At 64.5% G+C, this 16,039-nt stretch carries 10 protein-coding genes; 8 read left to right on the forward strand and 2 right to left on the reverse strand.

Translation table 11 applies throughout. The annotated features are described in order from the left end of the window. Positions 1-114: 114 nt before the first annotated feature. On the reverse strand, positions 115-3,225 hold the full coding sequence (locus ACTIEZ_RS05960) for an efflux RND transporter permease subunit (protein WP_439545740.1): 3,111 nt from the start codon (positions 3,223-3,225) through the stop codon (positions 115-117). Continuing rightward, the gene (locus ACTIEZ_RS05965; RefSeq protein WP_439545741.1) at positions 3,222-4,277 is read right to left on the reverse strand and encodes an efflux RND transporter periplasmic adaptor subunit; all 1,056 of its coding nucleotides are present in this window, start codon (positions 4,275-4,277) and stop codon (positions 3,222-3,224) included. The genes ACTIEZ_RS05960 and ACTIEZ_RS05965 overlap by 4 nt, the downstream gene beginning before the upstream one ends. A gap of 258 nt (positions 4,278-4,535) precedes the next feature. On the opposite strand from ACTIEZ_RS05965, the gene ACTIEZ_RS05970 reads away from it, so the two are divergent. The 8 genes from ACTIEZ_RS05970 to ACTIEZ_RS06005 all read left to right on the forward strand — a co-directional run bounded on the left by ACTIEZ_RS05970 (position 4,536) and on the right by ACTIEZ_RS06005 (position 16,023). After that, entirely contained in the window at positions 4,536-5,462 is a 927-nt protein-coding gene (locus ACTIEZ_RS05970) for a LysR family transcriptional regulator (protein WP_439545742.1), read from the forward strand. 171 nt (positions 5,463-5,633) lie between these two features. Next, positions 5,634-6,647, forward strand: coding sequence for a D-cysteine desulfhydrase (locus tag ACTIEZ_RS05975; RefSeq protein ID WP_439545743.1), 1,014 nt, complete (start codon positions 5,634-5,636; stop codon positions 6,645-6,647). Positions 6,648-6,838: 191 nt separating this feature from the next. Next, positions 6,839-9,613, forward strand: coding sequence for a M14 family metallopeptidase (locus tag ACTIEZ_RS05980; RefSeq protein ID WP_439545744.1), 2,775 nt, complete (start codon positions 6,839-6,841; stop codon positions 9,611-9,613). Positions 9,614-9,831: 218 nt separating this feature from the next. Continuing rightward, positions 9,832-10,842, forward strand: a complete 1,011-nt coding sequence (gene dgcN, locus ACTIEZ_RS05985) for an N-acetyltransferase DgcN (RefSeq protein ID WP_439545745.1) — start codon at positions 9,832-9,834, stop codon at positions 10,840-10,842. Further along, entirely contained in the window at positions 10,827-11,816 is a 990-nt protein-coding gene (gene dgcA / locus ACTIEZ_RS05990) for an N-acetyl-D-Glu racemase DgcA (protein ID WP_439545746.1), read from the forward strand. The genes dgcN and dgcA overlap by 16 nt, the downstream gene beginning before the upstream one ends. Positions 11,817-11,955: 139 nt before the next feature. Then, the gene (locus ACTIEZ_RS05995; RefSeq protein WP_439545747.1) at positions 11,956-13,332 is read left to right on the forward strand and encodes a dicarboxylate/amino acid:cation symporter; all 1,377 of its coding nucleotides are present in this window, start codon (positions 11,956-11,958) and stop codon (positions 13,330-13,332) included. Positions 13,333-13,417: 85 nt separating this feature from the next. Next, positions 13,418-15,040: an N-acyl-D-amino-acid deacylase family protein gene (locus ACTIEZ_RS06000; RefSeq protein WP_439545748.1), complete on the forward strand. Its 1,623-nt coding sequence runs from the start codon at positions 13,418-13,420 to the stop codon at positions 15,038-15,040. 23 nt (positions 15,041-15,063) lie between these two features. After that, positions 15,064-16,023 (forward strand): AAA family ATPase, encoded by a 960-nt coding sequence (locus ACTIEZ_RS06005; protein WP_439545749.1) that lies wholly within the window; start codon positions 15,064-15,066, stop codon positions 16,021-16,023. Positions 16,024-16,039 lie beyond the last annotated feature (16 nt).

A 16,039-nucleotide genomic window follows, 5' to 3' on the forward strand; every position in this document is an offset into this window, starting at 1 on the left:
AACAGTATGATAGCGCAGGCTGCTGCGGCCCCCATCGCCGCAGCAGCCTTTGTTTTGCGGCCGGTGGCCGGCGCCGGCAGCGCGGGGCGCGGGCGATCGGCGCTTGGTCGCAGTTCAGGGGCGCTGTGACCCCGTGTCTGGATCGAGTTCACCGGCCAGCCGCCGCGTGACGGCAAGCGGGGACCCGGTCCGCAACGCCAGCCGCGAATAGAGCAGCGGGATCAGGAACAGCGTGATCAAGGTTGCCAGCGACACGCCTGCCACGATCACGACCCCGATTGCGGAACGCGCGCCGGCGCCGGCGCCATCGCTGAGCGCCAGCGGCACTGTCCCCAGCACAGTGGCGATGGATGTCATCAGGATCGGCCGCAACCGCCGCGTCGCTGCTTGCGTGATGGCGTTGTTGAAGGCCATGCCCTCGTCACGCAACTGGTTGGCAAACTCCACGATCAGGATGCCGTTCTTGGCCGCCAGCCCGACCAGCATGACAATGCCGATCTGGCTGTAGAGATTGAGTGTCATGCCAGCCAGCGCCAGCCCGATAATGCCGCCGCCCACCGCCAGCGGCACGGTGGTGATGATGATGGCGGGGTGAACAAAGCTTTCGAACTGCGCGGCCAGCAGCAGGTAGATGATGATGATGGTCATGCCGAACACCAGCCAGATGGCACTGTCGGTCTGCTTCAGCGACTGGCTTTCACCGCGGTAGCCAACGGCAAGCACCTCGGGGGATTTTTCCGCTTCGGCCTCCAGAAAGGCGAGCGCGCTGCCGAGCGAATAGCCGGGCGCAAGGCCGCCCTGCAGGGTGATGGCACGCATCTTGTTGAAGCGGCCAAGTTCGCGCGCCGTGGCACTGTCGCGGGTGTGGACAAGGCTGGCAAGCGGCACCAGCGCGCCCGACCGGGAACGGACATAGACGGAATCGAGCCGCGACTCGGTGCTGCGGCCGGCGGCATCGGCCTGGACGATCACCCGATATTCCTCGCCATTGTCGACATAGGTCGAGACGCGGCGCGATCCCATCAGCGTCTGCAGCGCCTGGCTGACATCATCGACCGAGACCCCAAGGTCACCGGCACGTGCGCTATCCACGTCAATCAGCATCTGCGGTTTGGATTCAACATAATCGGCGTCGATGTTCACAAGGCCGGGGTTCTTGTCGGCCGCGGCGAGGATGCGATCGCGGGCCCTGGCCAGGTCTTCATAGCTGGCGCCAGCGATCACGAAGTTGACCGGCTGGCCGCGGCCACGCCCCAGCGACGATCGCACCGTGGCATTGCCGCGCACGCCGGCGACATCCTGCAACTGGCGGGTGATGTCCCGCGCCACGTCGGCGGATGTCGGAACCCGTTCCTCCCAGGGGCGCAGGTAGACTGTCATCTGGCCGGCATTGAAATCTTCCGACAAGCCCTGCGAGGATGGCAGCCGGGCGTTGAAACCGCGCACCGGCGCCGTGCCCGCCGCCATCGGAAGCAGCGTTGTCTCCACCTCCCTGGTGTAGCGGTCGAGCTGGGCAAAGCTGGTGCCCTCGGGCGCGTTGAGCCGCACTTCGAGCACGCCGGTATCCTCGGCGGGAATGAGTTCGACGTTGAGCGTGGTGAACAGCCAGCCGGCCAGTGCCAGGAAAGCGGCAACGCCAACCATCGGCAGCAATGGCCTGGCGATGCTGCCGCGCAGCACATGGCCATAAGCGGACTCCAGCCTGCTGAAGGCGCGATCGACAAACTGGGCCAGGCGGGCGCCTTCGCCGGGCCGCAGCAGCTTGGAGCACAGCATCGGAACCAGTGTCAGGGCCAGAAGTCCGGACAGGGCCACTGCTGCAATCAGCGCGGTTGCCAGTTCGCGAAACAAGGCGCCGGTCTGGCCGGCGATGAACATCAGCGGCACGAAGACCGCGCAGACAACCAGCGTTGTCGAGATCACGGCAAAGCCCACCTGGCGGGTACCGCGAAAGGCAGCAACCAGCGGCGTTTCGCCGTCCTCGATGCGATGATGGACATTCTCGAGCACGACGATCGCATCATCGACAACCAGGCCGATGGCGAGCACCAGCGCCAGCAATGTCAGCTGGTTGATCGAATAATCCAGCAACCACAACACGGCAAAGGTGCCCAGCAGGCAGATCGGCACGGTGATGGCGGGGATCAGTGTCGCCCGCCAACTGCCGACGAAGGCGAAGATGACCAGCACGACAAGCAATGTCGCCTCAAGCAGCGTCCACCACACCTCGTCGAGGGCGCGCTCGATATAGAGTGAATTGTCGGAGCCGAGCGTGACGGTCACACCATCGGGCAGATTGGTTTCCAGTTCGGCCACCAGCGCCTTCACCGCGCGGGCGACCTCAAGGGTATTCGCGCCGGATTGGCGGACGATGCCGAGGCCCAGCGCCGTCTCGCCCTTGAAGCGGAAGGACGTGTAGGGATTTTCCGCGCCCTGTTCGACGCGGGCGACATCGCCCAGGCGCACCAGATAGCCATCGGCACCGCGGCCAATGACAAGCGCAAGAAACTCGGCCGGGGTCTGGAAGCCGCGGGTGACCCGCAACGAGACATTCTGCTGGGCCGTTTCGATCCGGCCAGCCGGGAGCTCGACATTCTGCCGGCGCAGCGCGGCCTCGATATCGTTCGGAGTCAGCCGGTAGGCCGCCAGCCGCTCGACATCCAGCCAGATGCGCATGGCCGGTCGCGCTTCGCCGCTGAACACCACCAGGGCAACGCCCGGCAGCGTCGAGAAGCGATCAACCATGAAGCGATCGACCCAGTCGGACAATTTTGTCTTTTCCCAGGCCGGCGCGCGAATGATGACATAGATGATCGGCTGGGCATCGGCATCGACCTTGCGGACCTCGGGCGCGATGACTTCTTCGGGCAGGTCGCCGATCGCACCGGCCACACGGTCGCGCACATCGTTGGCGGCGTTGTCGACATTGGTGGTTGGCGTGAATTCGATACTGATGGCCGATCGGCCATCCGTGGATCGCGACGAGATTGTATCGATCCCCTCGATACCCGCCAGCCGTTCTTCCAGCGGTTGGGTGACGCGGCTTTCGACCACCGACGCTGCAGCGCCGATGTAGTCGGTGGTGACAGACACGACCGGCGGTTCGGTTTCCGGATACTCGCGCACCGACAGGTTGAAATAGGCGGCGACGCCAACCAGCGAGATCAGGATGGCGCCGACGGCCGCCAGCACCGGCCGCTTCACCGACAGGTCTGACAGGATCATGGCGCGGCACGCAGGGCAAGCGCCGGCTGCGCCGCGCGGATGCGGACCCGGCCGCCGTCGCTGACCTTGACGACGCCTTCCGTAACGACGCGCGATCCGGCAGGCAGGCCCCTGATCTCCACCAGGCCGGCATCGCGGATGCCGATCTGGACCTTGGTGCGGTGAACGGTGCCATCGGCATCCACGACATGGACGAAACGATCGGCACCATCGCCAGTGACCGCCATTTCCGGCACCGCCAGCCCGTCACGCGCGGCAGCTTCGATGCCGACCGTGAGCAGCATACCCGGCTTCAGCCGGTTGCCGGCATTGGGCAGAATGGCCCGCACCGTCACGGCGCGCGTGGCCGGATCGATCACCGGATCGATCATCTGGATCACCCCGCTGAGCGGGATGTCGGGCCAGGCCGCCGATGTGGCGATGATCGTCTGGCCGGGCTTGAGCGCGCTCAGCACGGTTTCGGGAACGGCAAAATCAAGCTTGATGCGGGACAGGTCGCTGATCGTGGCGATCGGCGTGCCGCTGGCGACGATGGCGCCTTCGGAAATGGTCCGCAACGAGGCGAAGCCCGAAAACGGCGCCCGGATCACGCGATCGGCAATCTGGGCCCGTGCACTGGCGGCCTGGGCCTGCGCCCGGCGCGCGGTCGCCCGCTGCAGATCGATCACGGCGCTGCTGGCAAATCCGCGCGCGCCCAGTGCCTCCAGCCGTTCGAGCTGGTGCTGGGCCTGCTGCGCATCGGCCAGCGCGCCGGCAAGTGCTGCCTCCTCCTCGTCGTGGGCAAGCACCGCGATGATCTGGCCCTTGCTGACAAAGCCGCCATCGCGGAACGACAATTGTTCGATCCGGTCGGTCACTGGCGATGACAGGGTCACCTGTTCATTCGCCCGCGCCGTGCCCACGGCCTCGATCCGGTTGATGAAGCGGTGCGGCTGCGGCGTGGCCACGGCCACCAGCGGTGGCGCCTTGCCCGGCCTGGTGGCCGTGCGGCCGGCGTCACCGGTCGCGTCGCAGCCGGCGGTCGCCAGCAGGATCACCAGAGCCAACGGCATGAGGCCATGGCGGGGCGACGGGATTGAAGGCGTCCTGCGATACATTTCTGGTTCCGGTGCGGTGGATGTTTCGCGAATTGCGAGCAGCGCGGCCAGACGTCATATTTTCCAAGGCTCTGCAATGCGCATTTGGCGTCGGCTGGCTGCCACCACACGACCATTGGCATTTTCAGCGCTGATGATAGCCTGTTCGGTCCGGGCGCGTGTGACCCGATGACAGCGCCGGCGGTTCGGCGAAGGCGGGGGGAGGCTGGAAAATTGAATCTGCGGCAGATCGAGGTGTTTCATGCAGTCTACTCCGTGGGGTCGATCAGTGGAGCCTCGCGCCTGCTCAATGTTTCGCAACCATCGGTCAGCAAGGTCATCCGACATGCCGAGACGCGCCTGGGTTTTCCGCTGTTCAAGCTGGTCAAGGGGCGGCTGGTCGCCACCAGGGAATCGCATGTGCTGTTCCGCGAGGTCAGTGAACTGCACGCCCGGATCGACACGTTCCAGCGCACGGCCCGCAACCTGAAATCCACGCTGGCCGGCAGCATCCGGATGGGGGTGCTGCCGTCGCTGGCGCTGTCCATCACACCGGAAGTCGTGGCCCGGTTTCGCCGGCGCCTGCCGGAGGTCGGCTTCGTTGTCAGCGCCATCCACCACGAGCGTTTCCGGGATGCGCTGGTGTCGCGCGAATTTGATTTCGTGATCGGCCACAGCCTGCTTCCCGATCCGGAATTTTCCAATGTTCTGCTTGGCTTGGGGCGTGTTGGCGCATTGGTCAGACGCGGCGCGCTGCCGGCCGACGGCACCTCCATCGGCCCGGCTGACCTGCGGGGCCAGGATATCATCGGACTGGCACCGAGCGTGGCCATTTCCCATCTGATCGATCCCGAACTGTGCCTCGACGGTGCCGGCGATGCGGGCAAGCCGGCCATTATCGTCCATTCGGTCTACATCGCTGCCGCCATGGCGCGGCAAGGCGCCGGCATTGCCCTTGTCGACGAGTTCACGGCGCGCGCCTTTGTCGACGACACGCTGGAATTCCGGCCATTGTCGCCGGCGGTGACGTTCGAACTGCAGGCACTGCACCTGACCGAGGAGCCGCTGTCGCGGTTGTCGCGCAGCTTCCTCGACCTGCAGCGCATCGTCATGCGCGAGTCGGTCGAAGCCGTCCCAGAGCCTGCCGGCGCCGACGTCTGACCTAAGCCAAAGGCTATGGATGCAGGCATTGTCTGAATAGGCCACAACCTTGCCGGTAACCGCTGTTGGGCGGAATACAGCAGCAATTCGGCTGTCACGGCGTCTGCCCGCACCGCGGCTCTGCCGGCGTGATTCGAACAGCAGCCGAGCACCAGCCCGGGAGATGGCAGCATGAACCTCGCGCGTTTCAAGCGTCGGCACTACACCCCCCATGCGACAGCCATCGAGGAGATGCCGCATCTTTCAAAGGCGCTGGGCGGCCCGCGCCTCATGATCAAGCGTGACGATCTGCTGGGCTTGACGGGCGGCGGCAACAAGACGCGAAAGCTGGAATTCCTGGTCGCCGAGGCGCTGGAACAGGGCGCCGATACGCTGATCACGGTTGGTGCGGTGCAATCAAACCATTGCCGGCTGACGCTGGCTGCCGCGGTGCGTGAAGGGCTGAAATGCCAGCTTGTTCTGGAGCAGCGGGTGCCGGGCAGTTATGATCCTGGAGCATCGGGCAATAATTTCCTGTTCGATCTGCTGGGCGTGGAACGGATCGTCGTTGTGGAGGCCGGTGCCGATCTTGCCGGCGCCATGGCATCGCTGCAGGCCGATCTCGCCGCGCAGGGCCGCCGGGGTTACATCATTCCCGGCGGCGGTTCGAACCCCCTGGGCGCGCTGGGCTATGCCGCCTGTGCCGAAGAGATCCAGCAGCAGGCGTTTGCGGCGGGCCTGGCAATCGACCATATCGTCGTTGCCAGCGGCAGCGCCGGCACGCACGCCGGGCTTGTTGCCGGGCTGGTGGCCAACAGCATGGGCATTCCGGTCACCGGCATCAACGTCCGGCGGCCGCGCGCCGAACAGGAACGCAATGTCCACGCCCTTGCCGTCGATGTGGCGGCGCTGGCCGGCGTTTCCATCCCCATCCCGCGTGACGCCATTGTCTGCCGCGATGAATGGGTTGGCCCCGGATATTCGCTGCCGACGCCGGAGATGGTGGAAGCGGTGCGGATGTTCGCTGCAACCGAAGGCGTGCTGCTCGACCCGGTCTACACCGGCAAGGCGGCGGCCGGGCTGATCGGGCTTGTGCGCGGCGGTGCCTTCGCCGCCGATGCAACCGTGCTGTTCCTGCACACCGGGGGATCGCCGGTCATCTTTGCCAACCAGGCCGTGCTGGGCGCCCCGGCCACACCTGCCTGATGGCGATCTGACTCCATAGTCCAAAGCTATGGGCACCATCGGGTTTTGTGGCCTTGCGCGCACCAATGCCCACTCGAAATCCGAGGCATTGCGGTTATCCTGCCACAGTGCGCTTCGCCCGGGATCATGCCGAAACCGGACGGAGCGCCCGGCAATCGGCCGTGCAAGCCGCGGCGGAAGAGGGGAACACCATGCGCGGACTTCTGCTGATGACGACAATGCTGGTGGCCAGCACCGGATGGGCGCTGGCGCCGGCGATGGCACAGCTTGCAGCAACGACATCCGCAGCGATCACCCCGCCGGTCGCCATCACCAAGGTTGAACCGGGGACCGACTATTTTCTGGCCAACAACACGCAGCTCGAAGCCTGGCTGAAGATCATCGCCAAGGAAAGCGACCGGATGCAACTGGTCAGCATCGGCAAGACGGCCGAAGGGCGCGAACAGTATATGGCGGTGATCTCGTCCTCTGAAAACATCAGGAACCTCGACAAGTATCGCGAGATCTCGCGGAAGCTGGCGCTCGCCAAGGGCCTGACCGATGAATCCGCCAAGGCGCTGGCGGCCGAGGGCAAGGCCGTTGTGTGGATCGACGCCGGCCTGCACGCCACCGAGGTGACCAACGTACAGACGCACATCCAGATCATCCACGAAATGCTGACGCGCAACGATCCCGAAACCCTGCGCATCCTCAATGACACCATCGGGCTCTATGTGTTCGCCAACCCGGACGGCCTCGAGCTCGTGGCGGACTGGTACATGAACAATCCCGACAAGACCAAGCGCAACACGAACAGCATTCCCCTTCTTTATCAGAAATATATTGGTCACGACAATAACCGTGACAGTTTCATTTCAAATCAGCCCGAAACCTCCAACATGAACCGCGTCGCTTATCGCGAATGGTTTCCGCAAATATTGTATAACGAGCATCAGACCGGCCCAGCCGGCACTGTCGTGTTCATTCCACCCTTCAGGGACCCTTATAATTACAACAACGAACCGCTGGTCATCAATCAGACCGACGCCGTCGGCACGGCGATGCATGCCCGGCTGGTGGCTCAGGGCAAGGGCGGCTCGGTCTCGCGGTCGGGGGCGCCCTATTCGACCTGGTTCAACGGCGGCATTCGCACCATCGGTTATTTTCACAACCAGATCGGCATCCTGACCGAAATCATCGGCAATCCGACGCCGATGGAAATTCCGTTCGTCCCGATCCACCAGCTCAACCGCCAGGACGAGGTGATGACCATCGCGCCGCAGAAGTGGCACTTCCAGCAGTCGCTCGACTATATAAAGGAGATGGACCGCGCGGTGCTCGACTATGCCTCGCGCTATCGGGAAACGCTGCTCTACAACCGGTATATCATGGGCCGGAACCAGATCCAGAAGGGCAGCGAGGACAGTTGGGTGGTAACGCCCAAGCGCGTCGACGCGGCCCGGGCCGAGGCGGCCCGGATGGGAAACAGTGCGGCAGCGACAGACCCCCGCACCATCATTTCAAGTTCGCTCTACAAGAGCGTGATCCAGGACCCGGCAGCCCGGGCGCCGCGCGCCTACATCATGTCGGCCGCCGCGCAGCCGGACATGCCAACCACCATCAAGTTCCTGAACGCGCTGATCAAGACCGGCATCGAGGTCGAAAAGTCGGACAGGGCGTTCAGCTTCGGGGGCAAGACCTACCCGGCCGGATCCTATATCGTCCGCACCGATCAGGCATTCCGGCCGCATGTGCTCGACATGTTCGAGCCGCAGGATCACCCGCAGGATTTCGCATATCCGGGCGGTCCGCCGATCCGGCCGTATGACATCACCGGCTATACATTGGCCTATCAGATGAATGTCGGCGTTGACCGACAGCTCGACAGTGCGCCGCCGCATTTCCCGCTGGTCGACACGCTGATCGAAACACCGCCGCCTGGCCAGGTGCACGGTTCGGGCCGGGCCGGTTATGTGGTCAGCCATGCCACCAACAACAGCTTCACCCTCACCAACCGCCTGATCAAGGCCGGTGCGCCGGTGTTCTGGATGAAGGCTGCCACCAGCGTTGACGGCGAAACACTGGCGCCGGGCGCGCTGTGGATCCCCGCCAGCGCACGTTCGAAGGCGATCGTGGAGGAGGCGACGCGCTCGCTGGGGCTTGATGCCCATGCGGTCGCGACGAAGCCAACTGGCGAAACGATCGCGGTCAGGACGCCCAGGATCGGGCTTGTCGATATCTATGGCGGCTCCATGGCATCGGGCCACACCCGCTGGATCCTCGAGCAGTACGAGTTCCCCTATACCAAGGTGTTCCCGCAGGAACTCGACCAGGGCGGGCTCAACCGCAAGTTCGATGTGCTCGTCTTCCAGACCGACGTGCTGGGCCGCGAGGGTCGGATACGGCCGCAGCCGAAGCCGGAGGAAATCCCGGAGCAGTGGCGTTTTGCGCTGGGTACCATCACCAACGAGAAGACGGTTCCCTCCCTGGCGGCCTTTGCCAAGGCGGGCGGCACGGTGATCGCGATCGGCTTCTCCACGGCACTGGCGGAACCGCTCGGGTTGCCGGTGGTCAATGCGCTGTCGACGGTTGACGCGTCGGGCAAGCGCACGCCGTTGCCAAGCACGACATTCTACGTGCCCGGATCGGTGCTCGAAGCCAGGATCGATAGCAGCCATCCGCTCGGCTATGGCATGCCGGACACCGCGATGGTCTTCTACAACAACAACCCGACCTATTCGATCAGCGATACTGCTGTCGGGGTGCAGCGCGTGTCCTGGTTTACCCGCGACGACCCGTTGAAGTCGGGCTGGGCCTGGGGGCAGAAAGCGCTCAACGGCACCGCGGCCGTTGTCGATGCCGATCTTGGAAAGGGTAAGGTCCTGCTGCTGGGGCCTGAAGTGACCCAGCGCGGCCAAGCCTATGGTACGTTCAAGCTGCTGTTCAACGGACTATTCTACGGGCCGAGCCAGGCGGCACGGCGATAGGCCGCTGGCGTGAGGCGCCCCTTGTCCCACCGTCGCCATCGGACCATCTTGCCGGCCGGGCTGCGGATAACGGGCCAATGCGCCTGTCGTGATGAGAAACCCATGGGTGAAGGGAAACCCACAGGTGAAATCCATGGGGCAATTCTGCCTTGTCATGCGACTTGCGTAGCCGGATGGCGGTCATTGATGGTCAACCGGCCACATGCGGAGCAACGCCGATGATTCCAGGTCCTTATCTGCTGTACCTTGGCAACAGCCGTGATGAGGTGGGGATCAAGACCTCGCGCGGGCTGGCCGTGTTTCGCCCTGAAGAATGTGTTGGCGAGTTTCGCCACGACGACTGCCCGTTGACGCTGGGGTTGACGCGGCTGACCATCGCGCAGGCCGTGGCCGCCGGTGCAAAAACCCTTGTTCTCGGGATCGTCAACGCAGGCGGGAAACTCGCGCCCACGCTGGTCGAGGATGCAGAAGCCGCGCTGGCCGCTGGCCTGCATGTCGCTTCGGGTCTGCACCACCGGCTCAAGGATGAGCCGCGGCTGGCCGCTGCCGCCAGCCGCCACGACCGCCTGCTGTTCGATGTTCGTGAGCCGCCGGCGGACGTGCCGGTCGGCACCGGGGCGCCGCGGGCCGGGCGAAGGCTGTTGACCGTCGGTACCGACTGCTCGGTTGGCAAGATGTACACCACGCTGTTGCTGGAAAAGGCGATGCGGGCGCGCGGACTGCGGGCGGATTTTCGCGCAACCGGGCAGACGGGCATCTTGATTGCCGGCAGCGGCGTGCCGCTCGATGCTGTGGTGGCCGATTTCATTTCCGGGGCAATCGAACAATTGTCGCCGCCGCGCGATGACGGCGGCTGGGATTTGATCGAGGGCCAGGGATCGTTGTTCCACCCGTCCTTTGCCGGTGTTTCCACTGGCCTGCTGCATGGCGCGCAGCCGGATGCGCTTGTGATATGTCATGATCCGGTGCGCGCGCACATGCGCGGCGTTCCGCACTTCAAGCTGCCCGATATCGGTGCATGTCTGGAAGCCAATATCAGGGTGGCGCAACTCACCAATCCTGCGGTGCAGGCGGTCGGCATTGCGCTCAACACGTCGGCAATGCCACGCGACGAAGCGGCTGCGCTGTGCGCCGACATTACACAGCGATTTGACCTGCCCTGCACGGACCCCGTCGCCTTTGGTGTCAGCCCCATCATCGACAGGCTTCTGCAATGCTTCGCACCATAAGCGCGCAGCATGAGAGCTTTCCGCTGAAGGCGCCCTTCCGCATTTCGCGGGGGGTCAAGACATCGGCCGAGGTCATTACCGTGGAGATCCGCGACGGCGGGTCTGTCGGGCGCGGCGAAGCCGTTCCCTATCCGCGTTATGGGGAAAGCATCGAGAGCGCTCTGGCCCAGATTGCCGCTGCGCAGGATGCGCTGGCCGCCGGCATGGACCGGGCCGCAGTGATGATCGCCATGCCGGCGGGGGCCGCCCGCAACGCCGTCGACTGTGCATTGTGGGATCTGGAAGCACGGCGCCGCCGGCAGAGCGTTTGGCAGATGACAGGCACAGTCCCCCCGGACCGACTGGCAACCGCTGTTACCGTGGGGCTGGACACGCCCGAAAACATGGCGGTCGCGGCCGCTGCGCTGGCCGACGTGCCGCTGCTGAAGGTAAAGGTCGATGCGAGCATCCCCGAAACACAACTGCGCGCCGTGCGCCGTGCCGCCCCACGGCCGAAGCTGATTGTGGACCCGAACGAGAGCTGGAGCATGGCAGACGTGGAAGCCTTGCAGCCACTTCTGGAAGAAATTCGATGCGATCTGCTGGAGCAGCCGTTGCCAGCCGGGGCAGACGACGGCCTGCGCCATTTTCGTTCGCGCGTGCCCATTTGCGCCGATGAATCCGCGCATGTTGCCGCTGACGTTGCAGCACTGGCCGACCGATACACGCATATCAACATCAAGCTGGACAAGACCGGCGGCCTGACAGCAGCGCTTGAGCTGTTGGCGGCTGCGCGCAGCGCCGGCCTTGGGGTCATGACGGGCTGCATGATATCGTCATCGCTGTCGATCGCAGCGGCATGTGTCGTGGCTGCGCAGTGCGATTTTGCGGACCTGGATGGCCCCTTGTGGCTCGCGCAGGATCGGCCTGGCGGTGTCCGGTTCGAAAACGGCTGGCTGTTGCCGCCAGCCAGTGATTTCTGGGGGCAAGCATAGCCGCCGGCTATGACGTGCAAAAGCCTGGCAATGATGATCTGCCTTTCATTGCCACTGCCTGACGTGCAAACTCAGGAGACGCGTGTGCGGTCCGCCGGCAGCGCGGTAGGAGGGGCGTGATGGCCAATGGTCACGGCATATGCTGTCAGGCTGGCGATGGCTGGCTGCGGCCGTGCGCGCGGCCTTTGTCAACTGCGGGCGGCGCAATTTGACGCCATTGCGGGCCTGGGTGGCGGCGCCCCTGTGGCAGCGCGTGCTGGCCGGGCTCGTGCTCGGCGTGGCGGTTGGGGCCATTACGCCCGGTGCGGCACCGGCATTTGCCTTTCTCGGCGATATCTTTGTTCGGCTGATCCGCATGCTCGTCGCGCCGCTCGTCCTGGTGATGATCGCGGCCGGCGTCACCACGCTGGGCGATCCACGCCGCCTCGGGTCGCTGGGTGGTCGCACATTGCTGATGTTCGCGGCCACAACCGCGGCTGCGGTCAGCATCGGCATGGCGGTCGGGCTGCTGCTGCGTCCCGGTGACAACGCCGATCTGGCAGCGGCAGCGCCAAAAGCGCTCGGCGAAGCCAAGTCGGCCTATGACCAGCTCATTGGCATCGTTCCACTCAACATCTTTGATTCGCTTGTGCGTGGCGACATGCTGGCGATCATCTTTTTCGCACTGATGATCGGTGTCGGCACGCTGGCGGCAGGTTCGGCCGGCAAGCCCGCGGCGGCGCTGCTCAGATCCATGTCGAGCGTGCTGCTGCAGGTGGTGCGTATCGTGATGGAATTCACCCCCTTCGGGGTCTTCGCGTTGATTGCGGGTGCCGTTGCCGCCAATGGTGCGGCGGTTTTCCTCAATATCGGCAAGCTGGCGCTGGCTGTCGTCATCGGCTCGGTGCTGCAGATCCTGTTTGTCCATGTGCCGCTGGTGGCGCTGGTCGCGCGGCTGCCGGTGCGTCGCTTTTTTCGTGGTATCGCCGATGCGCTGACGATTGCCTTCTCCACCGCATCAAGCTCGGCCACCTTGCCGGTGGCCATGCGGGTTGCGCAGGAAAATCTCGGCATCCGCCGCGTCATCACCTCGACCGTCCTGCCGCTGGGGGCATCGATCGGCAAGGACGGCACGGCCATGTATGTCGGGCTGCTCAGCATCTTCAGCCTGCAGGCCCTGGACATCACGGCGGATGCGGCGATGCTGGCCGTCATCTTTCTGACGGCGGCCCTGGCTGCCTTCGGGACGGCGCCGGTGCCGTCTGCTTCGCTGTTCATGCTGGCCGCAGTCCTGTCGGCGGTGGGGGTCGCGCCTGAACAGACGGCCCTGATCGTCGGTCTCGTCCTGCCATTTGACCGGTTTCTCGACATGACCCGGACCGTGCCAAGCGCCAGCGCCAATCTGACCGTGGCAGCGGTCATCGCGCGTCTCGAAGGCGAGATGGACAATGTGTTGGCGCCGCAATTGCCAGTCCTGGTGTCCGAACCCGACAAGGGCTTTGCTGGTTCAGCGCACGGCAACGGAGCCGGCAAGTGACAAGAACCAGACCGCGTGTGTTGCATCACTCAAGACATCAGGCGCGTCCGATCAGGGGCGCCCGGAAGGCAACGGGAGAAACGAGATGAAAAGCCTGATCTGGCTGGCACGGCCGCTTGCCAAGGCGTTGGCTGTCGCGTCGGCGGCTGTTGCATCGGCGACCATCGCAGCATCGGCGCTGGCGCAGACGGCGCCCGATTATGACGTGATCATTCGGGGGGGCACGGTGATTGACGGAACTGGCAGCGCGCGCCGGCCCGCCGATGTCGCCATCAAGGGCGATCGCATCGCGTTTGTGGGTGCCCTGCCCGCCACGGCGACCGCCGGTCGCACGGTCGATGCGACCGGTCGCATCGTGTCACCCGGCTTCATCGATCCACATTCGCATGCCGCACCGGGAATCGAGACCGCCGAACTGGCGGATGCCAAACCCATATTGCTGCAGGGTATCACCACCGTGATGATCAACCCGGATGGCGGTGGGCCAGGCGATCTCGCCCCGCAGATTTCCCGCGTCCGCGCCCTTGTTCCCGGTGTCAACGTGTTGCCGTTGATCGGTCACAACGGCGTCAGATCGGCGGTCATGGGGCTGGCCAATCGCAAGCCGACGGCGGCCGAGCAGGCCAGGATGGAAGCGCTGGTGAAGCAGGCCATGGACCTGGGCGCCTACGGCATGTCGAGCGGTCCGTTTTATGTGCCGGGCAAATATTCCAACACGCAGGAAATGATCGGTCTGGCCAAGGTGGTTGGGCAATATCCCCACAGCTTTCACATTAGCCATATCCGCGACGAATCCAGCTATGATGTGGGCGTGATCGGCGCCATCGAGGAGTTGATCGAAATTTCCCGCGCGGCAAAGATCACGGGCGTTGTCACCCATATGAAATTGCTCGGGCCATCGGTCTGGGGCAAGTCGGCGGAAGCAATCGCCCTGATCAACAAGGCACGTGCGGAAGGGCTCTCGATCTGGGCTGATCAATATGCCTATGCGGCGTCCGGTTCCGGTCTGCAGCCTGCCCTGGTGCCGGCCTGGGCACAGGAAGGCGGCGCCGATGCACTGGCGAAGCGTTTGAAAAATCCCGAACAGCGCGCGCAGATCCGCAAGGAAATGGTCACCAACCTGGAGCGCCGCGCCGGCGCGAATGCCATCATGATCCGCCGTTTCAGGCCCGATCCGTCGCTGGAAGGCAAACGGCTTGATGAGATCGCCAAGCTGCGAATGATGGATCCGCTCGATGTGGCGATCGAAATGCTGGAAAAGGGCGGTGCCGCGATCATCTCGTTCAACATGAGCGAAAGGGATCTTGAAGCATTGATGCAGCAGCCCTGGACGATGACCTCCACCGATGGCGGTCTCGTCAAGTTCGGGGAAGGCAATGAACATCCCAGGGCATACGGGGCCTTTCCCCGCAAGCTGCGGCGCTATTCGCTCGACAAGCCGGTCATCACCCTGGAACAGGCGGTTCGCAGCTCGGCCGGTTTGACCGCCGAAGTCTTTGTCATTCCCGATCGCGGTGTCATCAAGCCGGGGGCCTATGCCGATATCATCGTGTTCGATCCGGCAAAAATCACGGACACGGCCACCTACCAAAAGCCGCACAGCTATTCCGTGGGCATCGATGATGTCTTCGTGAATGGCAAGCCGGCTGTTGTTGGCGGACAGATCGTGGCCCAGCGCGCCGGCCGCGTGCTGTTGCGTGATCGTTGATGATGGCGCGGGAACAGCCGGCGATGGCGATATCCGGACAGGCCTGGGCTGCCAGGGTTTCAGGCGAGATCAGCAAGGCCGTTCTTGGCAATGAGATGATCGTGGAACGGCTGCTGGTCGCCATGCTGGTGGGGGGGCATGTGCTGCTTGAAGGCATGCCCGGCCTCGCCAAGACACTGCTGGTGAAGTCGCTGTCGTCGGCGATGGGTCTGGCGTTCGAACGCATCCAGTTCACGCCCGACCTGTTGCCCAGCGATGTCGTGGGCACCATGATCTATTCGCCTGCGGACGGCAGCTTCACCCCCCACCACGGCCCGATCTTTGCCAATCTCGTGCTGGCGGACGAGATCAATCGGTCTCCAGCCAAGGTGCAGAGCGCCCTGCTCGAAGCGATGCAGGAACGCCAGGTCACCATTGGCGGCGTCACGCACCCGCTGCCGCAGCCCTTCATCGTCATGGCAACGCAGAACCCGGTCGAGCAGGAGGGCACCTACCCCCTGCCCGAAGCGCAGACCGATCGCTTCATCTTCAAGCTGATGCTCGATTACCCGACGCTGGCGGCCGAAACGGAAATGCTGCGCCGCTGGGGGCAGGCAACCCGCTCACCGCGGATCGAGGCGGTGTCCAGCGCAGACGAGCTGCTGGCGCTGCGCACGGCGCTCGATGCTGTGCATGTCGCCCCCGAGATCGAGGCCTATATCCTGGCACTGGTGCGGCACACCCGCGATCTGGCCAGCGCCGACAGCGGCGAGCGGCTGCTGGTCTATGGCGCCAGTCCGCGGGCAACATTGGCGCTGTACCAGGCGGTGCGCGGACTGGCCCTGGTGCGCGGGCTCGACCATGTCGGCCCGGCGCTGGTGCAGGAACTGGCCGGCGATGTCATCCGCCACCGCATCGGCCTGAGCTTCGAGGCGGAAGGCGCCGGGCGCCAGGCGGACGACATCATCCGGCAGAGCCTTGCCGCCATCGCCGTGCCGGGCTGAGCGACCCCGGCGCGGA

The sequence above is a fragment of the Sandarakinorhabdus sp. genome, assembly GCF_051860625.1.
Lineage (GTDB): Bacteria > Pseudomonadota > Alphaproteobacteria > Sphingomonadales > Sphingomonadaceae > Sandarakinorhabdus.

Coding starts and splice junctions, on each gene's coding strand:
- ACTIEZ_RS05995 (WP_439545747.1), top strand. CDS start 11,956: ATGCTGTCAGGCTGGCGATGGCTGGCTGCGGCCGTGCGCGCGGCCTTT.
- ACTIEZ_RS06000 (WP_439545748.1), top strand. CDS start 13,418: ATGAAAAGCCTGATCTGGCTGGCACGGCCGCTTGCCAAGGCGTTGGCT.
- ACTIEZ_RS05965 (WP_439545741.1), bottom strand. CDS start 4,277: ATGCCGTTGGCTCTGGTGATCCTGCTGGCGACCGCCGGCTGCGACGCG.
- ACTIEZ_RS06005 (WP_439545749.1), top strand. CDS start 15,064: ATGGCGATATCCGGACAGGCCTGGGCTGCCAGGGTTTCAGGCGAGATC.
- ACTIEZ_RS05980 (WP_439545744.1), top strand. CDS start 6,839: ATGCGCGGACTTCTGCTGATGACGACAATGCTGGTGGCCAGCACCGGA.
- ACTIEZ_RS05975 (WP_439545743.1), top strand. CDS start 5,634: ATGAACCTCGCGCGTTTCAAGCGTCGGCACTACACCCCCCATGCGACA.
- dgcN (WP_439545745.1), top strand. CDS start 9,832: ATGATTCCAGGTCCTTATCTGCTGTACCTTGGCAACAGCCGTGATGAG.
- dgcA (WP_439545746.1), top strand. CDS start 10,827: ATGCTTCGCACCATAAGCGCGCAGCATGAGAGCTTTCCGCTGAAGGCG.
- ACTIEZ_RS05960 (WP_439545740.1), bottom strand. CDS start 3,225: ATGATCCTGTCAGACCTGTCGGTGAAGCGGCCGGTGCTGGCGGCCGTC.